We start from the raw sequence: 24,343 nt of genomic DNA, 5'->3' as shown, positions 1-24,343 counted from the left end.
CGAAGAATCGAAGGTTTTCATGGTTGATACTCATCTCGACACCCAAGCGATCCGACAGGATTTCCCCATCCTTTCCCGCACCGTTCGGGACGGCCAGCCGCTGATCTACCTCGATTCCGGGGCGACCGCGCAGCGTCCCCTGCAGGTGCTGGACGCGGAGCGCGACTTCCTCACCAAGAACAACGCCCCGGTCCACCGCGGTGCCTACCAGATCGCGGAGGAGGCCACCGACGCTTATGAGGGGGCCCGCGAGGCCATCGCGGCCTTCGTTGGCGCGGCGGATGAGGAGGTCGCCTTCACGAAAAACGCCACCGAGGCACTCAACGAGGTGGCTTTCGTCCTGGGGGATTCCCGGGCCGGCGAGCTCCAGGTCACCGAAGGCGACGAGATCGTCGTCTCCGAGCTGGAGCACCACGCCAACCTCGTGCCCTGGCAGGAGCTGGCACGTCGCACGGGCGCAACCCTGAAGTGGTTCCGCGCCACTGAGGACGGCCGCATCGACCTGGACAGCCTGCAGCTCAGCGAGAAGACGAAGGTCGTGGCTCTGACTCACCAGTCCAATGTCACCGGTGCGGTGCTGGACGTCAAGGAGGCTGTGCGGCGCGCCCGCGAGGTCGGCGCACTGTTCGTGCTGGATGCCTGCCAATCCGTGCCGCACATGGCCGTGGACTTCCACGACCTGGATGTGGACTTCGCGGCGTTCTCCGGGCACAAGATGCTGGGGCCCAACGGCGTGGGCGTGTTGTACGGCAAGAAGGAGCACCTGCGGGTGCTGCCACCGTTCCTCACCGGCGGATCGATGATCCAGAAGGTGACGATGGAGGGCTGCACCTTCGCCGACGCCCCGCAGAAGTTCGAGGCGGGCACCCAGATGACCTCCCAGGTCGTGGGTCTTGGTGCTGCGGTGGCTTACCTCAACGAGCTGGGCATGGATAAGGTCGCCGCCCACGAGCACGAGCTCACCGCCTATGCGCTGGCGCAGCTCAGCGAGATCCCTGGCCTGCGGATCATCGGTCCAACGGATATGCACAACCGGGGTAGCGCCGTGAGCATGGTGGTCGACGGCATCCACCCGCACGACCTGGGTCAGATCCTGGACGACCAGGGAGTCTCCATCCGGGTGGGGCACCACTGCGCGTGGCCGGCCCACACCTGCCTGGGCGTACAGGCCACGGCGCGCGCCAGCTTCTACGTCTATAACGAGAAGTGGGAGATCGACCGGCTCGTCGAGGGCATCCGCAAGGCGCAGGAGTTCTTCGGCGTCTAGCCCGCCGCCGGGGTGGTTACGCTCCTTTTTCAGGACGTCGACGCCCTCGCGTAGCGGATAACCTGAACCCAATTACACAACCTCAACCTTCAAAACGGTGGTGAAAGTACATGAGAATGGAACAGATGTACCAGGAGGTCATCCTGGACCATTACAAGCACCCGGAGCACGCCGGCCTGCGCGAGCCTTATGACGCGGAGGTCTTCCACGTGAACACCTCCTGTGGTGACGAGCTGACGCTGCGGGTGCACCTGAGCGAGGACCACAAGACGGTTCAGGACATCTCCTACGACGCAGTGGGCTGCTCTATCAGCCAGGCCTCCACTTCAGTGATGGCCGACGAGATCGTGGGCCTGCCGGTCACCGAGGCCTTCGCGAAGCTCGCCGAGTTCGAGAAGATGATCACCTCCCGCGGCAAGCTGGAGGGCGATGAGAACCTCATCGGCGACGGGATCGCCTTTAGCGGTGTCTCCAAGTACCCGGCCCGCGTGAAGTGTGCGTTGCTGGGCTGGAAGGCCTTCGAGGCAGCCGCGATCGACGCGGGCGCCACCCCGCCCGAGCAAACCGAGAACGCTTAGCTACTAACGCCATTGCCCATTAACCGACAACCCACCGTTTCTTTCACGGCACTTAAGCCCAACCCCCAAAGCGAGGAAAGCAATGTCTGAACAGAACCCTTCCAGCCCGGAGATGGACCCATCGCCGCTCAACGAGGTCCCGGAGCCACCGGCGAACCCGAGCCCGGAGGATCTCGAGCGTTACGGAAAGATCGAGGAGTGCCTGCTGGACGTCATCGACCCGGAGCTGGGCATCAACGTCGTTGACCTCGGCCTGGTCTACGACATCTGGGATGAGGGCAAGACCGTCATGATCAACATGACGCTGACCTCCCCGGCGTGCCCGCTGCACGACATGATTGAGGACCAGGCTCAGACTGCGGTGCTGAGCACGCTCCAGGAGTACGAGGACCTGCAGATCAACTGGGTCTGGACCCCGGCCTGGGGCCCGCAGATGATCAACGAGGAAGGCCGCGAACAGCTGCGCTACCTCGGATTCTCGGTCTAGCCACGCTGCAGGCCGAAACGTAAATAGCGCCAGGGGCGGCGATAGAGGGGGAGCAACACCGGGTGAGTCCACCCGGTGTTTTTCCTTAGCCGCCACATTGTCCGGGCGGTGCGCAACCCGCTGCGGCCCGAGAGGTAGGCCAACTGGTCGGCGGTGTGCAGGGAGAAGAAGGCAGCGAAGAAGCTCTGTACGTCCGTGGTGTTGGCCTCGGCGAGCAGCAGTGATCCGATGCGCCGCAGGGCCCGGGCGAGGGTCACGTTCGCTCGGCGGGCCAGCCCCATACAGCTCAACCCGACGCGCCTGATCCCGGTAGGCGCCAATTCCGCACGGTCGAGGAAGCCATCCACCTCCTGCAGCGCCGTGCCGACCGAATAGCCGGTCGCGGGATGGATAAAGCCGTCTCGGGCACCGAAGGTGTGCACCGCTGAGCCGGCAGCGGTGGTGCCCATGGGGATGGCGACGAGCTCTTCATCGGCGATCTCCAGCTCCTCGCGCCAGACCTCGCCCTGGAGGCTAGCCAACCGAGAGTCGAGCCGGGAGCGCAGCAGGGCGTAATCGGACTCGGTGGGGCGGGAGGTGCTTGCCAGGATCGTCTCTTCAGCCAGCCAGCCTTCAGGGAGGCGCTGGACGTAGAGGAAGCTGGGCTTGGCGCCACCGGGTTCCGCCGCGGGGGAGGCAGTCCAGTCCATGAGGGTCGGGGTGGTCAGCGCCTCGGACAGCGTGGCGCTGGACCCCCGCACCGGGCGAAGCACGTAACCCACCGCGATCTGCCACAGGGCGCCACCTGTGGTCGCCCCGCGGCAGTCCACCGTGAGCCCCGGCAAGTCGGCGAATTGCTCCTCGGTGATGGCTTCGGCATGCAGACTTCCCCTGGTGCGCTCTACCGCCTCGGCCGCCGCCGTGCGCAGGCCGTCCTTGTCCATCATGCGGTAGCTAAAGCCCAGCGGCGTGGTGGATCCCGGAATGGGGGTCACGCGGATCGATTCGGCGGGGGAGAAGAAGCTGCCTGCCCAGCCGGGGATCTCCGGGGCGAAGGCGCCGTAGGTGGCGGGCCACGTCGGCCACGCGTCCGCCCCCGCTGCTTGCGGGCGTGAACCGGGATCGTAGCCGTGCACCTGCCAACCCCGCTCGGCGGCGCGCAGCGCAAGAACCGCACCCGCCGGACCCAGCCCAATGACGTTGATTCGGCGCGGACCGGCACCCCGGGCGGGCGCCGCCGGGGCTGCGCTAATACTCCAGCTCATGCCCCCAATCTAGCCAAGGGCCGAGCAGTGTTAGGGTATTGCCTGTGATTGTGACGAAGGATCTGGAAGTTCGGGTGGGCGCGCGCACCCTCCTCACCGCCCCCGGCGAGCACCTGCGGGTGCAGCCGGGCGACCGCATCGCGCTGGTAGGCCGCAACGGGGCCGGGAAGACCACCACGATGCGGATCCTGGCGGGGGAGACCGAGCCTTATGGGGGCAGTGTCGTCAGTTCCGGGGAGCTGGGCTACCTGCCACAGGACTCGAAGGAAGGGGACATCGAGCAAACCGCCCGAGACCGCGTCCTCTCGGCCCGCGGGCTCGACCGAATCCGCCAGTCCATGGAGCGCCAGCAGGAGATCATGGAGACCGCGACCTCGGACTCCAAGCGCGACTCCGCGATCCGCAAGTACTCCCGCCTGGAGGAGCAGTATCACTCGCTGGGCGGCTACGAGGCCAATGCCGAGGCTGCCCGCATCTGCGACGCGCTGGGACTGCCGGAACGGGTGCTCGACCAGCAACTGAAGACCCTCTCGGGTGGTCAGCGCCGTCGCGTGGAGCTCGCCCAGATCCTCTTCGCTGCCACGGCCGGCTCCGGGCGATCCAAGACCACCCTGCTGCTCGACGAGCCGACGAACCACCTGGACTCGGATTCCATCGCCTGGCTGAAGGACTTCCTCTCCAAGCACGAGGGTGGGCTGATCATGATCTCCCACGACGTCGAGCTCATCGAGGCGGTCTGCAACCGCGTCTGGTTCCTCGACGCGGTCCGCGCCGAGGCGGATGTCTACAACATGGGATGGAAGAAGTACCTGGACGCCCGCGCCCTGGACGAGGCGCGTCGACGTCGGGAACGGGCCAACGCGGAGAAGAAGGCCTCCGCGCTGAAGAAGCAGGCGGATAAGTTCGGAGCGAAGGCGAACAAGGCCCGCGCCGCCAAGCAGATGGTGGCCCGCGCCGACCGGATGCTGGACCAGCTGGACGAGGTGCGCGTCGAGGATAAGGTCGCCTCGATCCGTTTCCCGCAACCCGCCCCCTGTGGCAAGACCCCGCTGTTCGCCAAGGGGCTGACCAAGATGTACGGCTCCCTGGAGGTCTTCGCGGGCGTAGACCTGGCGATCGACAAGGGCAGCCGCGTCGTCGTCCTGGGCTTCAACGGTGCCGGTAAGACCACGCTGCTGAAGCTACTGGCCGGGGTGGAGCGCACAGACGGGGAGGGCGGCATCGTCACGGGCCACGGCCTCAAGATCGGCTACTTCGCCCAGGAGCACGACACCATCGACGGGAAAAAGTCCGTCTGGCAAAACGCGATCGACGCCTGCCCCGACGCCGATGAGCAGGAGCTGCGCAGCCTGCTGGGCGCGTTCATGTTTTCCGGGGAGAAGCTGGATCAACCCGCGGGCACGCTCTCGGGCGGCGAGAAGACACGCCTGGCGCTCGCCACGCTGGTCTCCTCCCGCGCGAACGTGCTGCTGCTCGACGAGCCGACGAATAACCTGGACCCGCAGTCCCGCGAGCAGGTCTTGGACGCGCTGCACACCTACGAGGGCGCGGTGGTGCTGGTGACCCACGACCCGGGTGCCGTGCGGGCCCTGGAGCCGGAGCGGGTCATCGTTCTACCTGATGGGGTGGAGGACCTGTGGAACGACGAGTACATGGAGATCGTCGAGCTGGCCTAGCCTCCGACCTCGTCTTTCATCGGTTGCTCGCGGAAGGGCGACGCGGTGGCCTACGCGGTTACCAGGACCAGCTGTTCGGCATGCGCCAGTTGCGCACAGCGAGGTTGAAGACGGCTTCGCGCTGCTTCTCCGTCAGCCCCGAGTCCAGCTCCGCGTGGGTCTGACCGGGGCGGCGGCTGATCCCGACGATCGCCCAGCCGTTATTGTTCCAGTCGTCTACCGTGGCATCTTCCGCCGAGCTCGCCATGGTGAAACGTGTGCGGTACCAGTCGGGGTTGCGCTTCATTTGAAACTCGAAGGAATGCATCTCCTCCAGCGAGCCATCGGGGTGGAGCACTTTCAGCGGCGCCAGGTAGTAGTAATAAAACGTCCGACCAGAGTCCCGGGAGCTGCTGACATCGGTGCGGCAGTGATAGAACTGCCCAACCAACGCAGGGTAGTAGTCGATCCAGCCATTCTTCCAGGCCGTGACGATCCGCCTGTGCCGGGAAACGTCGCGTGAGATCGCGTACGCCCCGACGAGGACAAAGATGCTGCCGAGGACAGCGAAGACAATGTCGATCATGTCGAATTTATCGCGCCATGACCCGGTAGCGTTCAGACCGCTGAGTAGGAAGCGGAAGCCAATCAGAGCGAACAGGCCCCGAAAAGCACGAAGATCAGGAAGAAAGCGATGCGCCCGGGCAACGCGCCCCGGTAGGGGCCGGGGCCGGCCGCTTTCACTACCTCGAAGACCCCGCTGTGGTCCCGCATCGGGTTGGGGCTGGCATAGTAGTCCTCGTCTCGCTCGGGCACCAGCGGGTTCTCCAGCCCGGATTTGAACTTCAGTTGTGTGCGCGGCATGCGCGTCGGCTGCGTCAAAGCTGTGGCCCCTCGTCGCTGTGAAGTAGACAACAAAGTGTCCCCAGGATACGCCGTGATCCAGCCACCGACACGCGAAAAACGGGCAAGGCCAAGCACGACTTTGCTTTATGCACGGTGCTTGGCCTTGCCCGCGAGGCTCGCTAGTTGCGTAAGCCGTGGACCGGGGCGGGGATGAAACCGCCGCGGTGGACGAAGGCGTCGTTACCCTTCGCGTTCACCGGGATGACCGGGGCGTAGCCCAGCAGGCCTCCAAAGTTGACCTCATCGCCCGGCTTCGTTCCCGGCACTGGGATGAGGCGAGCGGCGGTGGTCTTATGGTTCATCACACCAATGGCGGCCTCGTCAGCAATCATGCCGGCGATGAGCTCCGCCGAGGTATCACCCGGGATGGCGATCATGTCGAAACCGACCGAGCAGATGCTGGTCATGGCCTCGAGCTTGTCCATGGTGATGGATCCCTCGCGCACAGCGTCGATCATGCCCTTGTCCTCGGAAACCGGGATGAAGGAGCCAGACAGCCCGCCCACGCGAGAGCAGGCCATCATGCCACCCTTTTTCACCGCATCATTGAGCAGCGCCAGTGCTGCGGTCGTGCCGTGGGTGCCGACCTGGCCCAGGCCCATGCTCTCAAGCACGTGCGCCACCGAGTCTCCCACCTCGGCGGTCGGCGCGAGGGAGAGGTCGACGATGCCGAAGGGCACGCCGAGGCGCTCAGCAGCCATCGTGCCGACCAGCTGGCCCGCGCGGGTGATCTTGAAGGCAGCCTTCTTAATCTCCTCAGCGATCTCGTTGAGGGAGGCACCAGCCAGCGGGGCGATCGCGTTGTTCACCACGCCCGGGCCAGAGACACCGACGGAGATCACCGTGTCGGGCTCCTCGATGCCGTGGAAGGCACCCGCCATGAACGGGTTGTCGCCGACAGCATTGGCGAAGACCACTAGCTTCGCACACGCAATGGAAGACTCGTCCTTAGTCAGCTCGGCTGCCTCCTTGACCACCCGGCCCATCAGGCCGACGGCGTCCATGTTCACGCCGGCACGGGAGGTCGCGACGTTCACCGAGCCACAGACCGCGCCGGTGGTGGACAGCGCCTCAGGGATGGAGCGAATGAGCCGCTCGTCTGAGGTCGTCGCGCCCTTCTCTACGAGCGCTGAGTAACCACCGACGAAGTTCACGCCCAGCTCGCCGGCGGCGCGGTCCAGCGCCTTGGCGATCTCCACCGGGTTGCCCTCCACGCCGGCGGCGACAAGGGAGACGGGGGAGACGGAGACCCGCTTGTTCACGATCGGGATCCCGAGCTCGCGCTCGATGCCCTCACACACGGGCACCAGGTCGCGGGCGCGCTCGGTCACGCGATCGTAGACCGCCTGCGCCGTGGCCTCCATGGTGGAGCGGGTGCAGCCGATAAGCGAGACGCCCATCGTCACCGTGCGGATGTCCAGGCGGTAGTCCTCGATCATCCGGATGACCTCGAGGAAGCGGGCAGAAGAGAATTCAAAGTTCACGCCGCGCCACCTTAAATATCGTTGATGGCGCTAAACAGGGCTTCGGACTGGATGCGCACGACCATGCCCAGCGGCTGGCCCGCGGCATCAAAGGCCTCCTGGAGGGCGCCCATATCCACCTCTGTTTCCGGCAGCTCCACGCGCATGATCATGGTGAAGAAGTCATCCATGATGGTCTGGGAGACGTCGACGATATTCAGGCCCTCGTCGGCTGCCGCCTTCGCGACGGCGGCGATAACACCGGGGCGATCCTTGCCGGTAGTGGTAATGATTGCATACATGCAGCCAGTATAGACCTGGAAAAATTTGCCCAGAAACGAGTGTAGGGTGGGCGCCATGAAAAAACAACATGTTCTTGTCCTCGGCGCAGGCGGTAACGTCTCGCGCCACAGCATCCCGAAGCTCGTCGCAGCAGGCCACAGTGTCACGGCCCTGGTCCGCAACCCCGAGCACGTCCAAAAGCTCGTCGACGAGGGTGCGACCGCGATTGTGCGCGATCTCACTACGATCAGCACAGAGGATTGGGCGCGTCTGCTGAGCCCCTTCGATGTGGTCGTCTGGTCCGCCGGTGCTGGAGGCGGATCCGCGGAGCTGACCTACGCTGTCGACCGCGACGCCGCGATGGCGATGATCGACGCGCTCGGGTCCCTCGGGGACGCAGCCCCGTTCACCGTCATGGTCTCCTACGCGGGCGCCTCCGAGGCAACAACCGAGGACGACGGCGGTTCCTGGTACGCCTACGTCGAGTCCAAGAAGGCCGTCGATAAGCGGCTGCTCGGATCCACCCTGCCGTACCAGATTCTTGGGCCGACCGCCCTAACCGACGACGCCCCAACGGGAATCACGGTCCTGGACGGGGACATGAACCCCGCGTCCGAGACGCCACGCGAACTGGTCGCCGACGTCATCGTCGAGTCCGTGGGGCGCGGGGAGGCGTTTGACCGCAACCCGCTCGACTTCGAAAACGGAACGGGCTCGGTCGCCGACGTATAACCGCTGGGCTTATTCGCCGCGCACCGACTGCTCGACGAGATCGAGCATCTTCTCAAGCTGCGCGGCGTCAGCCCCTTCCGCCATCTTGGCCATCAGCCCGTCCATGACCGTCTCGAGGTAGGTCTGGATGACCTCCAGGGGCACATCCGTGCGCATCGAGACGTTGTGGGATAAGCGGGCCCGGACGGCGGCATCGAGCACCTGCTGGTGCTTGCGCCACCGCGCCTCGAACTCCGGGTCGGTGCGCAGCTTGCGGACCGTTTCCGCACGCGTGATGTACCAGCTATTGGTCTCCGGGTGCGTGATCATGTGCCGCATGACCTCAATGAGGCCGTGGTTCGACACAACCTCCGCCTGGCAGGCGGCGTCCTCCCGCACCACCGCGAGGAACAGGGCTTCCTTGTCCGCGAAGTGGTGGAAGATCGCGCCCCGGGTCTTTCCGGTGGCCTTCTCCAGCCGGGCGACGGTCGCCCCCTCGTAGCCATATTGCGCGAAGCAACCACGGGCTTGCTCGATAATCTCCCGACGGCGGCGGGATAGTTCACGGTCGCTGACGATGGGCATGGCAGATTCCTTGATTGCGCACCTTCGAAGAGGGGTTGAGGGTCGCGCGGGGTCGAAGAAAAAGTTTAAGAAAAGGGGAAAGGGGCCCACCGGCTAGGCCGGAAGGCCCCTTAGCGGATGGGGAGAACTACTTGTTCTCGTCCATCATGTTGCGCAGGACGAACTGCAGGATACCGCCGTTGCGGTAGTAGTCAGCCTCGCCCGGGGTGTCGATACGGGTCACGGCGTCGAACTCAATCTTCTCGCCGTTCTCCTTGGTAGCGACGACCTTCACGGTCTTCGGAGTCTCGCCCTCGTTGAGCTTCTCCAGACCAGTGATGTCGAAGGTCTCGGTGCCCTCGATACCCAGGGACTTCCAGGACTCGCCCTCCGGGAACTGCAGCGGAACAACGCCCATACCGATGAGGTTGGAGCGGTGGATGCGCTCGAAGGACTCTGCGATGACGGCCTTCACGCCGAGCAGCAGGGTGCCCTTTGCAGCCCAGTCACGGGAGGAACCGGTGCCGTACTCCTTGCCGCCGAGAACCACGAGAGGAGTGTTCTGCTCCTTGTAGTTCATTGCAGCGTCGTAGATGTAGGACTGTGGGCCACCCTCCTGGGTGAAGTCGCGGGTGTAGCCACCTGCAACGCCGTCCAGCAGCTGGTTCTGCAGGCGAATGTTCGCGAAGGTACCGCGGACCATGACCTCGTGGTTACCACGACGTGCGCCGAGGGAGTTGTAGTCCTTGCGGGCAACGCCGTTCTCGTCGAGGTACTGAGCGGCCGGGGTGCCCGGCTTAATGGTGGAGGCAGGGGAGATGTGGTCGGTGGTGACGGAGTCGCCCAGCAGAGCCAGAACGCGTGCACCCTCGACGTTCTCGACTGCCTCCGGCTCGCGGCTCATGCCGTCGAAGTACGGAGCCTTGCGGACGTAGGTGGACTTTGGATCCCAGTCGAAGGTCTTGCCGGTCGGGACGTCCAGGTTCTGCCAGCGCTCGTCGCCCTTGAAGACGTCGGCGTAGTCAGAGACGTACATCTCCTTGGAGATGGAGGACTTGATGACCTCTTGGATCTCCTCGGTGGATGGCCAGATGTCCTTCAGGAAGACGTCGTTGCCGTCCTGGTCCTGGCCCAGCGGCTGGGTCTCGAAGTCGAAGTCCATGGTGCCGGCGATGGCGTAAGCGATGACGAGGATCGGGGACGCCAGGTAGTTCATCTTGACGTCCGGGTTGATGCGGCCCTCGAAGTTTCGGTTACCGGACAGGACTGCGGTAGCAGCCAAGTCGGAGCGGTTGATGCCCTCGGAGATCTCCTCAGGCAGCGGGCCGGAGTTACCGATACAGGTGGTGCAGCCATAGCCGACGAGGTGGAAGCCCATTGCCTCGAGGTCCTCCCACAGGCCGGCCTTCTCGTAGTAGCCGGTGACAACCTGGGAGCCCGGAGCCATGGAGGTCTTAACCCACGGCGCAGACTTCAGGCCCTTCTTGCGGGCGTTGCGTGCCAGCAGGCCCGCGCCGAGCATGACGGACGGGTTGGAGGTGTTGGTGCACGAGGTGATGGACGCGATGGCGACCATACCGTGGTCCAGCTCCATCTCCTGGCCGTTGTAGGTAACAGCGGTCGGGACGGACGGACGGCCTGCGGCGCCGCGGGCTGCGGACGGGACGTTGCCCTTCGCATCAGCCGGGGATGCCGGGGTGGAGGACGGTGCGCCGCCCTCTGCGACGAAGTCCTGAGCACCAGCGTCGCCGGAGCCGTTGCCTGCGTAGTTGTGCAGGTCCTTGCGGAACTGGTTCTTCGCGTCGGTGAGCTCGATGCGGTCCTGAGGACGCTTCGGGCCAGCGATGGATGGAACGACGGTGGACAGGTCCAGCTCGAGGTACTCGGAGTACTCGACCTCGGACTCCGGGTCGAGCCACATGCCCTGCTCCTTGGCGTAAGCCTCGACGCGGTCCAGGGTCTCCTGGTCGCGGCCGGTCAGAGCCAGGTAGTCGATGGTCTCCTGGTCGATCGGGAAGATCGCAGCGGTGGAGCCGAACTCTGGGGACATGTTGCCGATGGTTGCGCGGTTTGCGAGCGGCAGCTCGCCGACGCCGGCGCCGTAGAACTCGACGAACTTACCGACGACACCGTGCTGACGCAGCATGTCGGTGATGGTCAGGACGACGTCGGTTGCGGTCACGCCCGGCTGGATCTCGCCGCTGAGCTTGAAGCCAACGACGCGCGGGATGAGCATGGAGATCGGCTGGCCGAGCATTGCTGCCTCGGCCTCGATGCCGCCGACGCCCCAGCCCAGGATGCCCAGGCCGTTCTGCATGGTGGTGTGGGAGTCGGTACCAACACAGGTATCCGGGTAAGCGAGGCCGTCCTTGTCGAAGACGGAGCGAGCGAGGTACTCGATGTTGACCTGGTGGACGATACCGGTTCCCGGAGGAACGACGCGGAAGTTCTCGAAGGCGCCGGTGCCCCAACGCAGGAACTTGTAGCGCTCCTCGTTGCGGTCGTACTCGATCTCCACGTTCTTCTCGAAGGCCTCGGCGGAGCCGAATGCCTCGATGATGACGGAGTGGTCGATGACCATCTCGGCCGGGTTCAGCGGGTTAACCTGGTCGGCGTCGCCGCCCAGGGAGACCACTGCGTCACGGATGGTTGCGAGGTCAACGATGCAGGCCACGCCGGTGAAGTCCTGCATGATCACACGAGCCGGGGTGAACTGGATCTCGATGGATGGGTCAGCCTTGGGATCCCAGTTCGCGATGGCCTCGATGTGCTCACGGGTGATGTTCTTACCATCCTCGTTCCGCAGCAGGTTCTCGCCAAGCACCTTCAGGGAATAAGGGAGCTTCTCCATGCCAGGCACTGCGGACAGGCGGAAGATGTCGTAGCTCTTCTCGCCAACCTCCAGCGTGCCCTTCGCGTCGAAGGAGTTGATGCTTTCAGTCACTATTAGCTCCTGAGTCTCTTCTCGTAGTCGATAAGTCGCTCCGCGGGCTGGAGCGCGGGGAGCGCTCCTTAAAATTACGTCCCGGAGTTCGTCGTGGACGTAGCACGGGGAGTACACCTCTATTATGCAGGTTTTCCCGGTGACGTCTGCCACCGACATTAACAGTACGGCCGTTACGTTTAGAAATCTTTCCGTCTCACTTCGCACGGAGGCATTACCCCGGCCACCCACGGGCAGCGAAACCCTTGAGAAGACGAGAGAACTGTTAGCTCGAGGTGCGCGACGAGACCGCCATGAACTACACTCCATAGAATCGAACCCTCAAGTTCCCCTTTAAACTTCTGGATGGAGCCCTCATGACCAACACTGCGTGCCCCGCAGCCGCGTCACCCCACCCAGACACCGTGAAAAAATTCGCCAAGTTGGGAATCGATGCCCCGCGGATCATTAGCGGACTCGAAGAGGACCCCTTGTGGGTGGACCCAAAACTTGAAACTCGCGTGGAATCTGAAATCTCGGGGATGCGGGCCGCACTGGACGATGCGGAAGCGGGGTCGCGGATTCAGCTCGCGGTAGTTAACAGCACCCAGCTAGAGCCAGCGACCGAACGCGACCTCGCGCAAGTCCTCCACGACGCGACATGTTCGGACACGACTCTCGTGATGACGCCAAAGTGGGGAACGTCAGTGTCCGACCTCTACCCACGCTTCACCTTGGAACGAACCCACGGAAAGCTCCACGGCGACCTCAGCGCGGACGCCGTCGAGAACTTCCTCAGCGCGGTAGAAAACACAGCAACACCGACAACTGCCGTCAGCAGCGGCCTGCTGGGAATCACCATTCTCTCGATTGCAATCACCGCACTGTTCGCGCAGCGGCGCCGCTAGCGGAACAAAAGTAGCTGCGATTATTCACCACACAATTCAGCGATGCTCACGCGACCGCAGCACCGCTTCTTAGTCCTTAGCCCCGCCACCCCAGCTCCCACCCACCGGATCACCAGGGCGATGGCAGGCAGATCTTCAGCTCCACGCACTTTTCGGCGACGAAGGTCACGAAAAGGCGAAGAAAACCATACAACCGGACTGGCAAAAATCTGGTCAATCCCAGAGACTTGACAGACCTTAATCGAGAGTTGAGCGATTTACACGCTTTCTTGCATCCTCCAAGCAGACACGCCAGCATCTTCCAAATTGTGATTTACGCCACAAAGTTGCCAATTCTTTACCTTTTCGCTGGTCAAGTCATGTGACATGACCAAAGTGGCGTGTGTTTAATTTGATACTTATGTGAATTGAGTCGCTCAGTTATGCATTTGTGCCCTAGGGTTTTGAACGTCATCGACTGAAACAGGAGGGCACTCGAGTTACTCGAGCTGCACCGAAACCTTCGGACACCCCCTGGACCGCGCTTCATCTCATGGGGAAGTGAGATAAACCGGACCGCGGGTGACCTTCTTGTGGACGTCCACCGTCAACCAGGAGACCTTTAACGTGCTATCTCGCCCGAGCATCGGCCGTAACGACACGGCAAACATCGCGCGGTCTAGTCGCACTCTTCTTGCGGTCGCTGTGACCGCTGGCATCTATGCGCACACGGCCACCGCACCCGCACTAGCAGACGACCAGGAGTCCGTTGAGGCATATCTCGCGGACCTGGTGGATCAGACGTCCAGCAAGCAGTCCGAGGTTGACAACATCCTCAACCAGATGGGCGGCATCCGCGAAGCAGCAAATAAGTCCCGCGTGGACCTGGAGCGTAGCCAGAAGGCCGCCCAGGAAGCGCAGGATAAGACGCTGTCCGCGCGCAAGCGGCTCGACAGTGCCGAAAAGGACGTCAACACCGCCCAGGAAAAGCTGAACGAAATTGCTCGCTCCGCATATAAGCAGGGCGGCCACACGGCTCCGGTCACTCTCGCCGCGGGCGCCGATTCCGCCGCGTCCCAGATGGATCGCGCCAGCTATGTTCGTCTCGCGACAGAGAAGCAGCAGGGCGTAGTCAACCGTTTCGACTTGTCTCGGACCCAGAGCGCGAACGAGGAGTCTCGCCTGCGGGCGTCCCGCGAGGCCGCGGATAACGCGGTGCAGAACGCGGTCAAGGCGCACCAGACCGCCGTGGACACGCTGCGCAACTCCCAGCAGCGGCTGCAGCAGATCTCGGCGGAGTACCAGAAGCTCAAGCGCCAGGCCGAGCAGGCTCAGGCAAAGCTTCGCGCAGCCAAGAGCGCGATCGAGACGCTGGCAAACCAGAAGCCCAAGGCTTCCTCCTTTGAAAAGCGTGCTGCAGCGGAGAAGGCCGCGAACCTGGTCGAGGATAAGACGGAGAAGGACTCCGATAAGAAGTCCGAGCAGCCGAGCGCGCCACAGCAGAACACGCCGCAGACTGAGGAAGCGACCTCCGGCAGCAACGCCGCTGAAAGCACTGCAGCACCTACCGAGACCCAGGCACCGTCCGAGGCACCTGCGCCGGACACCGCAGCAGCTGCTGCACCGGAGACACCTGCCACCTTCGAGCAGTCCAGCGCTGGCGACGATCACCGCCAGAAGGCCATCGACGGCCTGATTGCTGCCGGCCAGGACGCCTTCCGGGCAGGCGCCACCGCCACCGCCAATGGGCAGGATCGTGCCGCCGCGCTGCGCGCCGCTGGGGAAGCAGGCCGGAATACCGCCGGTCAGCACTACGATCAGCTCGTCGCTAACGCAGGCGGCGCACAAAACCAGACCGCGACCACCCCGGAGTCTGCGCAGGAGACCGCTGAGCAGCAGGCCGAGCCGACCGTAGAAGCGGAGGGCCAGGAACAGAGCGACAACCCGGCTCAGCAGGCTGAGTCCCAGGGCATCCTGATCAACCCGGAGACCGGCCTCCAGGAAGAGCGCCCCGGCGAGATGCCACCGGTCACGGCACCGGATAACGACAACCTGCCGGCCGCGGACACCACCGTCGACACCAGCGGCACCGCTGAAGAGAAGATCGAGCGTGTGATCGACCGCGCGATGAGCCAGCTCGGCGTGCAGTACGCCTGGGGTGGTGGAAACGCCAATGGCCCGACGCTCGGAATCCGCGACGGGGGTGTGGCGGACCAGTACGGCGACTACCAGAAGATCGGTTTCGACTGCTCCGGTCTAACCCTCTACGCCTTCGCCGCAGTGGGCCTGGATATCGGCCACTACACCGGCTACCAGTACAACCAGGGTCGCAAGATCCCGGTCTCGGAGATCAAGCGTGGCGACATGCTCTTCTGGGGACCGAACGCCGAGTACCACGTCGCGATCTACCTCGGCGACGGGAAGATGATCGAGGCTCCGCAGTCGGGCGATGTGGTCAAGATCTCCGACGTCCGCTACGACGGCATGAGCCCCTACGCGGTGCGCATGATCGAATGATGAGACGCTAAAAGAGCTCCTGGAAAACTGCTCCGTTAGTCAAGGTAAATGGCTTGACTAACGGAGCAGTTCTCGTTGTGCATAATCCACCGCAGTCATCCGAGCGGTACGCACCGCCCGCCCCAGCGGCAGGAGAAAAGGATCGAGGCTTGACTGCGGTGCCGAATCGCGCGCGACATCAATAATGGCCGCGACATAGTCTGCGCGAGCCATGAGCTTCTCCGCGCGCGAGGGAACGTTCACCGGCAACCCCGGCACACCGAAAGCATCGCTCAGCGCCCCCACCAACATCCGTGGTCCGACCGAGCCGGTGGGCCAGCGAACCATCACTCCACTGGAGTCGATTCCTGCAACCGCCCGATCCGTCGCCTGTCGCAACATCGCATCCGCGTCGCCCGGCCCGTTGGTTGGCAGTTGCGGAGCCCGGCCCTCGGCGGTGTGCCAGTGCCAGTAGATCACCGAGGAATCAACGATCTCGGGCACGGCGACGTGGTGGACGAGCGGGTCTTCGTCCGCAAAGGCAATCCCCGCACCCGCCGCGGCGACCGCCGAAGCAGCCTCCCCAGCCGGCAGTGGGGGCGGATCCCCCATTCCAGCCAGCACCAAATTAACCAACGGCCGGTGCTCCAGACCGACTGCCGCTCCCTCAGTCACCGCGCGTACGGTCTTGAGGAGGTCGATCAAACCGGTGACCTCATCCGCCTCTGCGGCGGTTCCGGATACCGTCCCACCCGCTCGGGCCAGCACCCGGTGATGCCGGCCCTGCACCGCGTGGAAGGAGTCGATCACCTCGTCGGTGCTAATGACCCCATGCAGCCACCACGCCAACCATAGGGACGTGTTCTGCACCGGGGACCACAGCTGGCTGCGGATCAGCCGCTTCGTTTCAGCATTAGGCATTGTGCCACTGACCTCTTTCATTCGCCTTAGCCTAAGCTTGACAGCCATGAGCTTCAACAATCGCGACCCCTACGCAGGCGACATTTTTCAAGGTCACGCCCGCACGAAGCGGCCACAGTACCCGGAGGCGCCCGCCGAACCTGGGCTGATCATCGAGGTTCTCGCCGATGACTTCGTGGGAGAGGTCGTCGGCGGGGAGAAGACGATCGACGGCTGGTGCGTCAAGCTCGAGGACCGCCATGGCGCCCAGCGCCTGTTCCCGCTGCGACCTGGCGGTTTTCTCCTCGAGGGGCAGCGAGTTAGCCTCAGCCGGTACGTCGCGCCCCGCGAGGTGCCCGCCCAGCCCACGATCTCCAATTCTGGTTCCCGACGGGTCGCCAACGTCGAAGCAAAGGTCGCCGCCCCTTCCCGTATCTGGGTGGAGGGGATTCACGACGCCGCGATCGTCGAGCGGGTCTGGGGGCACGACCTCCGTGTCGAGGGCATCGTGGTGGAGTACATCGAGGGCCTGGACAACCTCCACGGGAGGCTCGCCGAGTTCCAGCCCACCGCGGATCGGCGGGTCGGCGTACTCGCCGATCACCTGATCGAAGGCACCAAGGAGATGCGGCTCGTGCAGAGTCTTGGCCCCCATGTGATGGTCACCGGCCACCCGTATATCGATATCTGGGAAGCCGTGAAACCGTCCTCAGTTGGAATCAAAGCCTGGCCTCATGTTCCGCGTGGGATCGATTGGAAGACCGGGGTGTGCGAGCAACTCGGTTGGGGAACCCCGCAGGATGGCTGGCGGAAAGTCTATTCCTCCGTGAAGACCTTCCGGGACCTCGATTCCTCGCTGCTGGGGGCAGTGGAGCGGCTGATCGACTTCGTGACGGTCGGGGAGTAGCCAACCCTTATTTCCACGGGGCGTTTTGCGCCACACGGTTGGACCCGAGCAGGGTCTGTGCGCCGGTAGTTGCCTCCAGCTCGGTGTGAGTCAGCCCAGCTCGTCCACGCGGGCGAGCATGTGCACCGCAAGGTTCCACCCGGCCTGCTCGGCCTGCCAACCCGCAGAAGCGAGCCGTTGGCTCATCGCCTGCTTGGAGATGCCGACAACCTCCGCTGCCTCCGACTGCGAGTAACCGGAACGCAGGAGGGCAGTAGCCTCGCGCCCCTCCTTTGTGCGCCGGGCCAACACATGGGCGATGAGGGTAAACGCGGCGGCAATATCCTCGGCGATCTCCGTTCCCTTGCCCGGTGCCTGGGTGTGCTCCGAGCCGGGCAGCTCCAGCCGAACGCTCACCTCACCAGCCCGCTGCCGGATGCGGATCGCTCGCCGAGCGACCTCGCCGGTGGCAGCCATCTGCTCGTGAGGTGCCAATTCCTCCCATTCCTCAGTGCTTTCTGGGTAGAGCTCGGCCATGGTCACGGTTCGCCCGATGCCGATGGCGAAATCCCTGGCCTGGATCAGGCTCAGAACCACCGCGAGCGTCTCCTCAGCCCCCTCGGTGTGGCAGAGCAGGTCCTCGACCCCGACCTGTTCCACGTTCAAAACGGAGTCCGCATTAGCGAAGGCTTCGGTGACCTCCTCGACGTATTCCGCCCGGCGACGGGAACGGCCACGGTAGGAAGCGAAAACTGCGAACACTTGCTGTCAGGGCTTTCTTATTGGGAACTGCGGGACGTTGGCTGGTGGCCTGCGGTGGCAGGGGCGCACCAAACGGGACGGCGCGTTCGCGCCAGTGATTTTCATTCTAAGGCCTGCTGCTCACGAGCTTGCGCCAGAGCCAGGCCTCACGGGAAGCGATAGCCAGGCCCGCCAGCATCAACAAGGCTGAGGCCACGAGCCACAGCATTCGCGTCCCGGAATCCAGGTTCTGGGAGGTGAGGCTATTGGTCGCAATGATAAGACCGACAGTATTGGGAGCGCTGCCCACCACCGTGGCAAAAAGGAAACCCGGGAGGGGGATGCACACCAGGCCACAAGCGTAGTTTAACAAGCTAAACGGCACCGCTGGCACGAGCCGGAGCCCCAGCACGGCCAGCCAACCACGCTGTTCAATCAGCTCGCGCAAGGTCCCGACGCGCGGGTCGTCGCTGTCCTCGGCCGGACGCCACCGGCCGCCGAGGCGACGGAAAATCAGCACGGAGATGGTCGCCGACAGCCCGAGCCCCAGGAACATCAGTGTGATGCCTAACAACGGACTAAACATCAGCCCCGCGGTCAGCGTCCAGACTGTGCGAGGGAACGGGAACTGGGTACACAGAACCATCAACACCAGGTATGCCAGTGGCGCCCAGGGGCCAGTAGACCCCACCCAGTCGCGGATGGTGTGCGGGGAGGGCAGCGGAATAAAGAAAAGGCACGCGACCATGGCGAGCGAGGCAAGGACGAGGCCGATCTGAGCCCGAGTTCCCAGTTGCGCCCAACGTTCGCGAAGATGGGTCAGCACTTGAGGGCGCCCCTTCCAGCCACGTGAGATCCAATAAAAAATCGCCCCGCTTGGTTCAAGCGGGGCGAATCATGGTGTCCGGAGGGGGACTTGAACCCCCACGCCCGTTAATAGGGCACTAGCACCTCAAGCTAGCGCGTCTGCCATTCCGCCACCCGGACAGGGTAAGCATACACTGTGCTTAGGTGGCTTAGCACCTAGCCCGTGCGTGCTTGAAATACTGTATCCAGCTTATGAAATTAAAACAAATTGGCAGGTCAGAGCGATAAAACTTCCGGAAATCCGTGGCTAGAGTACAAGATTGTTCGGTAGACTAAACAGCATGACTCTTAACCCAGAAGATGCTTCAACTAAAGCTTCCTATGTCGACGATCGCTTTCCGGGTCCAGACCCGTATGCGCCACTAGCCGACCTGCCCAAGCTTAAGGTCAGCAGCGAGACCTTCGCAGACGGAGACCGCCTCCCAGAGGCGCAACTCGGTGGCAACGATGTCTCCCCGCAGCTGAGCTGGGAGCCCGGCCCGGAGGGGACCGAAAGCTATGCGGTCACGTGCTTTGACCCGGATGCGCCTACCGCCAGCGGCTTCTGGCACTGGGCCGTGTTCAATATCCCGGCGTCCGTGACTAGCCTCCCGCTCGATGCGGGGGACGAGGAGCTCGCCGGCCTGCCAAAGGGTGCGACAGCGCTGCGCGGGGACTCCGGAAGCCGCGGCTACTACGGCGCCATGCCTCCAGAGGGCCACGGCCCACACCGCTATCTCTTCGCGGTGCACGCTGTCGGGGAGAAGTTGGATATCAGCGACTCCGCAACGCCAACCGTCCTGGGGTTCAACCTCCAGTTCAAGGCTTTGGCGCGCGGCATCCTGTGGGGCTGGGCAGAGAACTAAGCCCCTTAAGCGCTCAACGCGAGGGAGCTGCTTAGAGCTCCTTCCACTCCAGACCCGAGCCCACTGCTTCGGAGATGTTCCGCAGGCCGTGGGCTCGAATCTGTGCGGCCAGTCCCCGGTGGATCTTCGAGATCCAGTTCGGGCCGCCGTAGATAAAGCCGGTGTAGCCCTGCAGAAGGCTGGCACCTGCAGCGATGCGCTCCCAGGCCTGCTGCGGGGTCTCGATGCCCCCCACGCCGATGAGCACCAGCTTGCCCTCCGCACGTGCCGCGATGCGACGCAGCACCTCGAGGGAGCGCTCTGCCAGGGGAGCACCCGATACTCCGCCAGCGCCGAGGGACTGAACCCACTGCGCGTCGGACTTCAGACCCTCTCGGCTGATCGTCGTATTCGTCGCGATCAGGCCGGTGACCCCCAGTTCAATGCCCAGATCGGTCACGGCGTCGATGTCCTCATCGGAAAGATCCGGCGCGATCTTGACGAACAGCGGGAGATCGGCTTCCTCCTGGACTGCCGCGACGATGGGACGCAGCGAGTCCACGGCCTGCAGGTCGCGCAGCCCCGGCGTGTTCGGGGAGGATACGTTGATCACCAGGTAGTCGGCGACGTCCTTCACCGCACGCGCGGACTCGCGGTAGTCGTTGGGCGCCAGCTCCGGTGGGGTGATCTTCGCCTTGCCAAGGTTCACACCCACGGGCTCGAGGCAGCGCCGGCGGGACAGGCGCTGAGCAGCAGCAATCGCGCCGTCGTTGTTGAATCCCATGCGGTTGAGGATCGCGCGGTCCTCAGGCAGCCGGAACAGACGCGGGGTCGGGTTACCAGGCTGGGCAACGCTGGTCAGCGTGCCGAGCTCCGAGTAGCCGAAGCCGAGCGGACCCCAGATGTGGAATTCCTCGGCGTTCTTATCGAAGCCGGCAGCCAGGCCGAGCGGCCGGTCAAAGCGAATACCGGCCACCGTCTGGGAGAGCACCGGGTCGTCGACGACTAGCGCGCGGCGCACCGCAGCGCAGGCAACCTGCGAGTCAGCGATTCGACGGAAAACGCCCGAGAGCATGCCGTGGATCCGCTCCGGCGGGATCCGGAACATCAGCTTCAACAGCTTCTCGTAGGCCGAGTCCGAGAGGTGATTGAAGCGGCGGGGAGTTGGGGTGTTGGCCATGGCAGTCTCCTGAATTGTGTGGTGGTGGACGTGGTTCTCTGTGGCGACCAGTGGGCTAGTGATCCTCGTGAATCACGGGGAAGTCCTCAGCCCCCGGCACCCCGCGCTCAACAGCGGCGTCGATATCCGTGGCCGACACCCGCTGGGTGGTGCCGTCCGGGCAGAAGAACAGCATGTCGCCGTCCGGGGAGTCCAGGATGTGGCGCACGTTCGCGATGGAGTCGAACGCCGCTACCTGGATCGGGGTTCCGCTGTCGATGCGGTAGCCGGTGACCTTATTATCGCCGGTGGTGGAGACCCAGGCGATCTGGCGCTTGCCGTCCCACAGCACCGCCCACGGGCTCTTGCCGGTGGGGGCGGCCTGGACCTGGCGCACGACGTCGTTCAAGGTGAAGACCTGGAACTGGTCCTGCACGGTATCCGCCGCGATGAAGATCCCCTGATCCCCGCGACCAACGCTGTTCAGACCCACGCCCTGGCCGATGCGCAGGGCACCGCGCGGGCCGTTGGTGGCGAGGTCGATGTCGGTGATGCTGGTCTGGTCGCGGTCGATCACCGCGAGCCTTTCCTCACCGTGTTCGTTGTTGACGTGGACGAGGTCGTCGAGGCTACGGCTGACGACGATGGTCTCCGCCTCACCGAGCTGATCGCCGGAGGGGGAGTAGTAGTGCAGCTGGTTGGAATGCTTGAAGCCCACGAACACCCGGCCATCCGTCGTGACGGTGGCCACCGTGGGAGTGCCGTCGAGGCTGTACTTCTTAAGCTGCTTGCCGTTGGCGCCGTATTCGTATAGCGCGCCGTCGCAGGCGAGCATGACGCCATCGGCTGAAGGCGTGACCTTCGTGCACTTCTCCGGCACGTCGATCTTCTTCGCCTCGCCCTCACCAGACAACTCAGCCAACGTTCCGATGCGCAGCGTGGATGCGCTCAGTGCCGCTACCTGCTCAGTCTTCGGGTCCAGGCCGATCAGGGAGACGTCGACAACCTCGCCGGCCTCGCTATCCTTCTGCACCTCACCGAGCGGATCCTTCGCTGCCGGGGAGTCCGCGGGAATGGCGGGCGTGCCGCCCTTCGGTGCCGACTCTGGGGCGGCGGATCCTTCCGGCGCGCCGTTGTCTGCCACATCCTCGGTGGCACAGCCTGCCAACCCGAGCCCCACGGTAGCCGTTACCGCAGTCGCCCACGTCAGAGGTTTCTTCCAAGCCATCGCGTCATCGCCTCGTTTACGCCAAACACGCTTACCTGCATTCATCAGGTAGTACGCTACCAGCCGAGTTGGGTGGGTCGGTGTATGGTCCTTAAGCATGCCTACCGAAATGTCTTGGCTGCAGACGATCGTGCTGTCGATCGTGCAAGGTCTCACCGAGTTTCTACCCGTTTCCTCCTCCGGGCACCTGCGGATTGTCTCCGAACTGTTCTGGGGAGCTGACGCGGGCGCCTCCTTCACAGCTGTGATCCAGCTCGGCACGGAGCTGGCGGTGCTCGTGTACTTCGCTAAGGACATCTGGCGGATCCTCACCGCGTGGTTCGCCGGCCTGGTGGATAAGTCCCGGCGGAACCACGACTATCAGATGGGGTGGATGGTCATCGCCGGCACCATCCCCATCGCGGTGCTGGGTTTCTTCGGCAAGGATTTGATCCGCGATCAGCTGCGCAACCTGTGGATCACCGCTGCCATGTTGATCCTGTTCTCCTTCGTGTTCATTCTCGCGGAGAAGCTAGGACGTCGACGCCGCTCCTTCGACGAGCTGACCATGCGGGATGCGATGCTCATGGGTCTGGCCCAGTGCCTCGCCTTGATCCCTGGCGTGTCCCGGTCGGGCGGTACGATTTCCGCCGGTCTGTTCCTCAACCTGGACCGCGAGGTCGCCACCCGGTTCAGCTTCCTCCTGGCTATCCCCGCCGTCTTGGCGTCCGGCATCTTTTCCCTGGGGGATGTGTTCGATCCGGCTGCAGGCCAGGCAGCGAGCGGGGGCCAGCTGGCGGTCGGCACGCTGATCGCCTTCCTCGTCGGATACGCCTCCATCGCCTGGCTTCTGAAGTTCGTGTCTAACCACAGTTTCGCCTGGTTCGCAGCATGGCGCATCCCGGTCGGTGTGCTGGTGATGGTGCTGCTGGGCGCGGGAGCTTTGCAGCCGTTATAGTGGGGAACCATGCATTCTTGGTCTGCTCCCCGTGTCCCACAGTTCCCGACGGCCATTCCGGCGGTGGCCGATTCCGCTGCAGCGGAGGTGGCGGCCCCGCCAGCGTTGCAGCTCTACGACACGGCAGATGACCAGGTCAAGCCCGTCGCACTGCCAGAGGACGGCGCCCCGGTGGGCATGTACGTCTGCGGGATCACCCCGTATGACTCCACCCACCTGGGGCACGCGGCGACCTATAACACCTTCGACCTGGTGAACCGTTACTTGCGCGCCGCCGGGCACGCCGTTACTTATGTGCAGAATGTCACGGATGTCGATGATCCGCTGTTCGAGCGCGCCGAGCGTGATGGCGTGGACTGGCGCGAGCTGGGCAAGGAGCAGACCGACCTGTTCCGTTCCGACATGACTCAGCTGCGGATTCTGCCGCCGGAGTTCTTCGTCGGGGCGATGGAGACGATCGATGAGGTCGTCGAGATGGTCAGCGCGCTGCTCGACAAGGGCGCGGCCTACGTCGTGGAGGGGGAGTACCCGGATATCTACGCCGACCACACCTTCACCGAACAGTTTGGCTACGAGTCCCGCTACGACGAGGCCACCATGCGGGAACTCTTCGCCGAGCGCGGTGGTGACCCGGAGCGGGAAGGCAAGCGCCACCCGCTGGATGCACAGCTGTGGCGGGCCCACCGCACGGGTGAGCCGGAGTGGGATGCTCCCTTTGGCTCGGGGCGGCCTGGCTGGCACGTGGAGTGCGCGGCCATCGCAATGAACCGCTTGGGGGAGCAGTTCGCCATCCAGGGTGGCGGCGTTGATCTGCGTTACCCGCACCATGAGTACTCGGCAGCTCACGTGGAGGCTGCCTGCGGCACCCAGCGTATGGCGGGGCACTACGTGCACACCGGCATGATCGGCCTTGAGGGGACCAAGATGTCCAAGTCCCTCGGAAACCTGGAATTCGTCTCCGCGCTCACCGCGCAGGGCTTCGACCCCGCGGCAATCCGCGTGGGGCTCTACGCCGGGCACTACCGGGCCGATCGTGACTGGTCCGCGGAGGTCCTCAGTGAGGCTGAGGATCGCCTCGCCAAGTGGCGCGCCGCTGCCGCTGAGGAGAACAATCCGCAGCGCGTCGCGGAAGTGCTGGCGGCCGTCACCGGACACCTTTCCAACGACCTCGACACCCCAGCCGTCCTGCGCACGCTCGACGAGTGGGCAGCGGCGGTCAACAGGGGCATTGGAGCCAGTGGCTATCGGGTCACCCCTGCCGCCGAGCGCACTGCGCCTTCCCAGGCTCTCGCCGCGGGTCTCGACGCGCTGCTCGGCGTCACGGTCTAGGGCGGGTGA

General features: G+C 64.1%; 23 protein-coding genes and 1 tRNA gene. 11 read left to right on the top strand and 13 right to left on the bottom strand.

All coding sequences use genetic code 11. From position 1 onward, the window contains the following. Nucleotides 1-19: 19 nt before the first annotated feature. The 3 genes from Q1V78_RS05885 to Q1V78_RS05875 all read left to right on the top strand — a co-directional run bounded on the left by Q1V78_RS05885 (nucleotide 20) and on the right by Q1V78_RS05875 (nucleotide 2,332). Nucleotides 20-1,267: a cysteine desulfurase gene (locus Q1V78_RS05885; RefSeq protein ID WP_300612631.1), complete on the top strand. Its 1,248-nt coding sequence runs from the start codon at nucleotides 20-22 to the stop codon at nucleotides 1,265-1,267. 110 nt (nucleotides 1,268-1,377) lie between these two features. Further along, complete coding sequence (gene sufU, locus Q1V78_RS05880; protein WP_300612629.1) at nucleotides 1,378-1,845, top strand: Fe-S cluster assembly sulfur transfer protein SufU; 468 nt, start codon at nucleotides 1,378-1,380, stop codon at nucleotides 1,843-1,845. 82 nt (nucleotides 1,846-1,927) lie between these two features. Then, nucleotides 1,928-2,332 carry a metal-sulfur cluster assembly factor gene (locus Q1V78_RS05875; RefSeq protein WP_300612627.1) on the top strand — a complete coding sequence of 135 codons (405 nt, stop codon included), beginning with the start codon at nucleotides 1,928-1,930 and terminating at the stop codon, nucleotides 2,330-2,332. On the opposite strand, the gene Q1V78_RS05870 is transcribed toward Q1V78_RS05875, so the two are convergent. Then, nucleotides 2,329-3,576 (bottom strand): lycopene cyclase family protein, encoded by a 1,248-nt coding sequence (locus Q1V78_RS05870; RefSeq protein WP_300612625.1) that lies wholly within the window; start codon nucleotides 3,574-3,576, stop codon nucleotides 2,329-2,331. The genes Q1V78_RS05875 and Q1V78_RS05870 overlap by 4 nt on opposite strands. 44 nt (nucleotides 3,577-3,620) lie before the next feature. Here Q1V78_RS05870 and Q1V78_RS05865 point away from each other — a divergent pair, with 44 nt between their 5' ends. Beyond that, complete coding sequence (locus Q1V78_RS05865) at nucleotides 3,621-5,252, top strand: ABC-F family ATP-binding cassette domain-containing protein (RefSeq protein WP_300612623.1); 1,632 nt, start codon at nucleotides 3,621-3,623, stop codon at nucleotides 5,250-5,252. Between the two features lie 58 nt (nucleotides 5,253-5,310). Here Q1V78_RS05865 and Q1V78_RS05860 read toward each other — a convergent pair whose 3' ends face one another. From Q1V78_RS05860 to Q1V78_RS05845, 4 genes are all read right to left on the bottom strand, one after another. Further along, the gene (locus Q1V78_RS05860) at nucleotides 5,311-5,817 is read right to left on the bottom strand and encodes a hypothetical protein (protein WP_300612622.1); all 507 of its coding nucleotides are present in this window, start codon (nucleotides 5,815-5,817) and stop codon (nucleotides 5,311-5,313) included. A gap of 62 nt (nucleotides 5,818-5,879) precedes the next feature. After that, entirely contained in the window at nucleotides 5,880-6,113 is a 234-nt protein-coding gene (locus tag Q1V78_RS05855) for a hypothetical protein (RefSeq protein WP_300612620.1), read from the bottom strand. Nucleotides 6,114-6,256: 143 nt separating this feature from the next. Beyond that, nucleotides 6,257-7,621, bottom strand: a complete 1,365-nt coding sequence (locus tag Q1V78_RS05850; protein WP_300612618.1) for a PFL family protein — start codon at nucleotides 7,619-7,621, stop codon at nucleotides 6,257-6,259. 11 nt (nucleotides 7,622-7,632) lie between these two features. Continuing rightward, the gene (locus Q1V78_RS05845; RefSeq protein ID WP_300612616.1) at nucleotides 7,633-7,902 is read right to left on the bottom strand and encodes an ACT domain-containing protein; all 270 of its coding nucleotides are present in this window, start codon (nucleotides 7,900-7,902) and stop codon (nucleotides 7,633-7,635) included. A gap of 55 nt (nucleotides 7,903-7,957) precedes the next feature. On the opposite strand from Q1V78_RS05845, the gene Q1V78_RS05840 reads away from it, so the two are divergent. Beyond that, nucleotides 7,958-8,614 (top strand): NAD(P)H-binding protein, encoded by a 657-nt coding sequence (locus Q1V78_RS05840; protein ID WP_300612614.1) that lies wholly within the window; start codon nucleotides 7,958-7,960, stop codon nucleotides 8,612-8,614. Between the two features lie 9 nt (nucleotides 8,615-8,623). Here the strand turns inward: Q1V78_RS05840 and Q1V78_RS05835 are convergent, their stop codons facing one another. Both Q1V78_RS05835 and Q1V78_RS05830 read right to left on the bottom strand, forming a co-directional pair. Further along, nucleotides 8,624-9,178, bottom strand: a complete 555-nt coding sequence (locus Q1V78_RS05835; protein WP_300612612.1) for a TetR/AcrR family transcriptional regulator — start codon at nucleotides 9,176-9,178, stop codon at nucleotides 8,624-8,626. Nucleotides 9,179-9,305: 127 nt separating this feature from the next. Further along, complete coding sequence (locus Q1V78_RS05830) at nucleotides 9,306-12,101, bottom strand: aconitate hydratase (protein ID WP_300612610.1); 2,796 nt, start codon at nucleotides 12,099-12,101, stop codon at nucleotides 9,306-9,308. Between the two features lie 356 nt (nucleotides 12,102-12,457). Between Q1V78_RS05830 and Q1V78_RS05825 the strand changes: the two genes are divergently transcribed. Next, nucleotides 12,458-12,988: a DUF6676 family protein gene (locus Q1V78_RS05825; protein WP_367279556.1), complete on the top strand. Its 531-nt coding sequence runs from the start codon at nucleotides 12,458-12,460 to the stop codon at nucleotides 12,986-12,988. Between the two features lie 606 nt (nucleotides 12,989-13,594). Then, the gene (locus Q1V78_RS05820) at nucleotides 13,595-15,484 is read left to right on the top strand and encodes a DIP1281 family NlpC/P60 protein (RefSeq protein ID WP_367279557.1); all 1,890 of its coding nucleotides are present in this window, start codon (nucleotides 13,595-13,597) and stop codon (nucleotides 15,482-15,484) included. A gap of 57 nt (nucleotides 15,485-15,541) precedes the next feature. Here the strand turns inward: Q1V78_RS05820 and Q1V78_RS05815 are convergent, their stop codons facing one another. After that, nucleotides 15,542-16,444 (bottom strand): hypothetical protein, encoded by a 903-nt coding sequence (locus Q1V78_RS05815; RefSeq protein WP_300612604.1) that lies wholly within the window; start codon nucleotides 16,442-16,444, stop codon nucleotides 15,542-15,544. Here Q1V78_RS05815 and Q1V78_RS05810 point away from each other — a divergent pair. Next, the gene (locus Q1V78_RS05810; protein ID WP_300612602.1) at nucleotides 16,431-17,270 is read left to right on the top strand and encodes a DUF3097 domain-containing protein; all 840 of its coding nucleotides are present in this window, start codon (nucleotides 16,431-16,433) and stop codon (nucleotides 17,268-17,270) included. The genes Q1V78_RS05815 and Q1V78_RS05810 overlap by 14 nt on opposite strands. A 90-nt stretch (nucleotides 17,271-17,360) precedes the next feature. On the opposite strand, the gene Q1V78_RS05805 is transcribed toward Q1V78_RS05810, so the two are convergent. From Q1V78_RS05805 to Q1V78_RS05795, 3 genes are all read right to left on the bottom strand, one after another. Continuing rightward, on the bottom strand, nucleotides 17,361-18,011 hold the full coding sequence (locus tag Q1V78_RS05805; RefSeq protein ID WP_300612600.1) for a DNA-binding protein: 651 nt from the start codon (nucleotides 18,009-18,011) through the stop codon (nucleotides 17,361-17,363). Nucleotides 18,012-18,117: 106 nt separating this feature from the next. After that, nucleotides 18,118-18,816 (bottom strand): TVP38/TMEM64 family protein, encoded by a 699-nt coding sequence (locus Q1V78_RS05800; RefSeq protein WP_300612598.1) that lies wholly within the window; start codon nucleotides 18,814-18,816, stop codon nucleotides 18,118-18,120. Nucleotides 18,817-18,888: 72 nt separating this feature from the next. Further along, nucleotides 18,889-18,977: transfer RNA gene (locus Q1V78_RS05795), tRNA-Leu, on the bottom strand. 161 nt (nucleotides 18,978-19,138) lie between these two features. Between Q1V78_RS05795 and Q1V78_RS05790 the strand changes: the two genes are divergently transcribed. Then, entirely contained in the window at nucleotides 19,139-19,702 is a 564-nt protein-coding gene (locus Q1V78_RS05790; RefSeq protein WP_300612596.1) for a YbhB/YbcL family Raf kinase inhibitor-like protein, read from the top strand. Nucleotides 19,703-19,733: 31 nt separating this feature from the next. Here the strand turns inward: Q1V78_RS05790 and Q1V78_RS05785 are convergent, their stop codons facing one another. After that, nucleotides 19,734-20,861, bottom strand: a complete 1,128-nt coding sequence (locus tag Q1V78_RS05785) for a quinone-dependent dihydroorotate dehydrogenase (RefSeq protein WP_300612594.1) — start codon at nucleotides 20,859-20,861, stop codon at nucleotides 19,734-19,736. Between the two features lie 55 nt (nucleotides 20,862-20,916). Next, the gene (locus tag Q1V78_RS05780; RefSeq protein ID WP_300612592.1) at nucleotides 20,917-22,068 is read right to left on the bottom strand and encodes a hypothetical protein; all 1,152 of its coding nucleotides are present in this window, start codon (nucleotides 22,066-22,068) and stop codon (nucleotides 20,917-20,919) included. A 97-nt stretch (nucleotides 22,069-22,165) separates the two neighbouring features. Here Q1V78_RS05780 and Q1V78_RS05775 point away from each other — a divergent pair, with 97 nt between their 5' ends. Together Q1V78_RS05775 and mshC are read left to right on the top strand one after the other, a co-directional pair. Continuing rightward, the gene (locus tag Q1V78_RS05775) at nucleotides 22,166-23,005 is read left to right on the top strand and encodes an undecaprenyl-diphosphate phosphatase (RefSeq protein WP_300612590.1); all 840 of its coding nucleotides are present in this window, start codon (nucleotides 22,166-22,168) and stop codon (nucleotides 23,003-23,005) included. 9 nt (nucleotides 23,006-23,014) lie between these two features. After that, nucleotides 23,015-24,334 (top strand): cysteine--1-D-myo-inosityl 2-amino-2-deoxy-alpha-D-glucopyranoside ligase, encoded by a 1,320-nt coding sequence (mshC, locus tag Q1V78_RS05770; RefSeq protein WP_300612588.1) that lies wholly within the window; start codon nucleotides 23,015-23,017, stop codon nucleotides 24,332-24,334. Nucleotides 24,335-24,343: the final 9 nt, after the last annotated feature.

Source organism: Corynebacterium sp. (assembly GCF_030152825.1).
Classification (GTDB): domain Bacteria; phylum Actinomycetota; class Actinomycetes; order Mycobacteriales; family Mycobacteriaceae; genus Corynebacterium.
The sequence above is the reverse complement of the archived record's forward strand: the minus strand, read 5'-3'. Positions and strand labels throughout refer to the sequence as shown.

Bases quoted from the DNA above. Each gene is read 5' to 3' on its own strand.
- Q1V78_RS05780 (WP_300612592.1), bottom strand. From the start codon at position 22,068: ATGGCTTGGAAGAAACCTCTGACGTGGGCGACTGCGGTAACGGCTACC.
- Q1V78_RS05875 (WP_300612627.1), top strand. From the start codon at position 1,928: ATGTCTGAACAGAACCCTTCCAGCCCGGAGATGGACCCATCGCCGCTC.
- Q1V78_RS05825 (WP_367279556.1), top strand. From the start codon at position 12,458: ATGACCAACACTGCGTGCCCCGCAGCCGCGTCACCCCACCCAGACACC.
- Q1V78_RS05870 (WP_300612625.1), bottom strand. From the start codon at position 3,576: ATGAGCTGGAGTATTAGCGCAGCCCCGGCGGCGCCCGCCCGGGGTGCC.
- Q1V78_RS05840 (WP_300612614.1), top strand. From the start codon at position 7,958: ATGAAAAAACAACATGTTCTTGTCCTCGGCGCAGGCGGTAACGTCTCG.
- Q1V78_RS05860 (WP_300612622.1), bottom strand. From the start codon at position 5,817: ATGATCGACATTGTCTTCGCTGTCCTCGGCAGCATCTTTGTCCTCGTC.
- Q1V78_RS05845 (WP_300612616.1), bottom strand. From the start codon at position 7,902: ATGTATGCAATCATTACCACTACCGGCAAGGATCGCCCCGGTGTTATC.
- Q1V78_RS05785 (WP_300612594.1), bottom strand. From the start codon at position 20,861: ATGGCCAACACCCCAACTCCCCGCCGCTTCAATCACCTCTCGGACTCG.
- Q1V78_RS05885 (WP_300612631.1), top strand. From the start codon at position 20: ATGGTTGATACTCATCTCGACACCCAAGCGATCCGACAGGATTTCCCC.
- mshC (WP_300612588.1), top strand. From the start codon at position 23,015: ATGCATTCTTGGTCTGCTCCCCGTGTCCCACAGTTCCCGACGGCCATT.
- Q1V78_RS05835 (WP_300612612.1), bottom strand. From the start codon at position 9,178: ATGCCCATCGTCAGCGACCGTGAACTATCCCGCCGCCGTCGGGAGATT.
- sufU (WP_300612629.1), top strand. From the start codon at position 1,378: ATGAGAATGGAACAGATGTACCAGGAGGTCATCCTGGACCATTACAAG.
- Q1V78_RS05775 (WP_300612590.1), top strand. From the start codon at position 22,166: ATGCCTACCGAAATGTCTTGGCTGCAGACGATCGTGCTGTCGATCGTG.
- Q1V78_RS05790 (WP_300612596.1), top strand. From the start codon at position 19,139: ATGACTCTTAACCCAGAAGATGCTTCAACTAAAGCTTCCTATGTCGAC.
- Q1V78_RS05810 (WP_300612602.1), top strand. From the start codon at position 16,431: ATGAGCTTCAACAATCGCGACCCCTACGCAGGCGACATTTTTCAAGGT.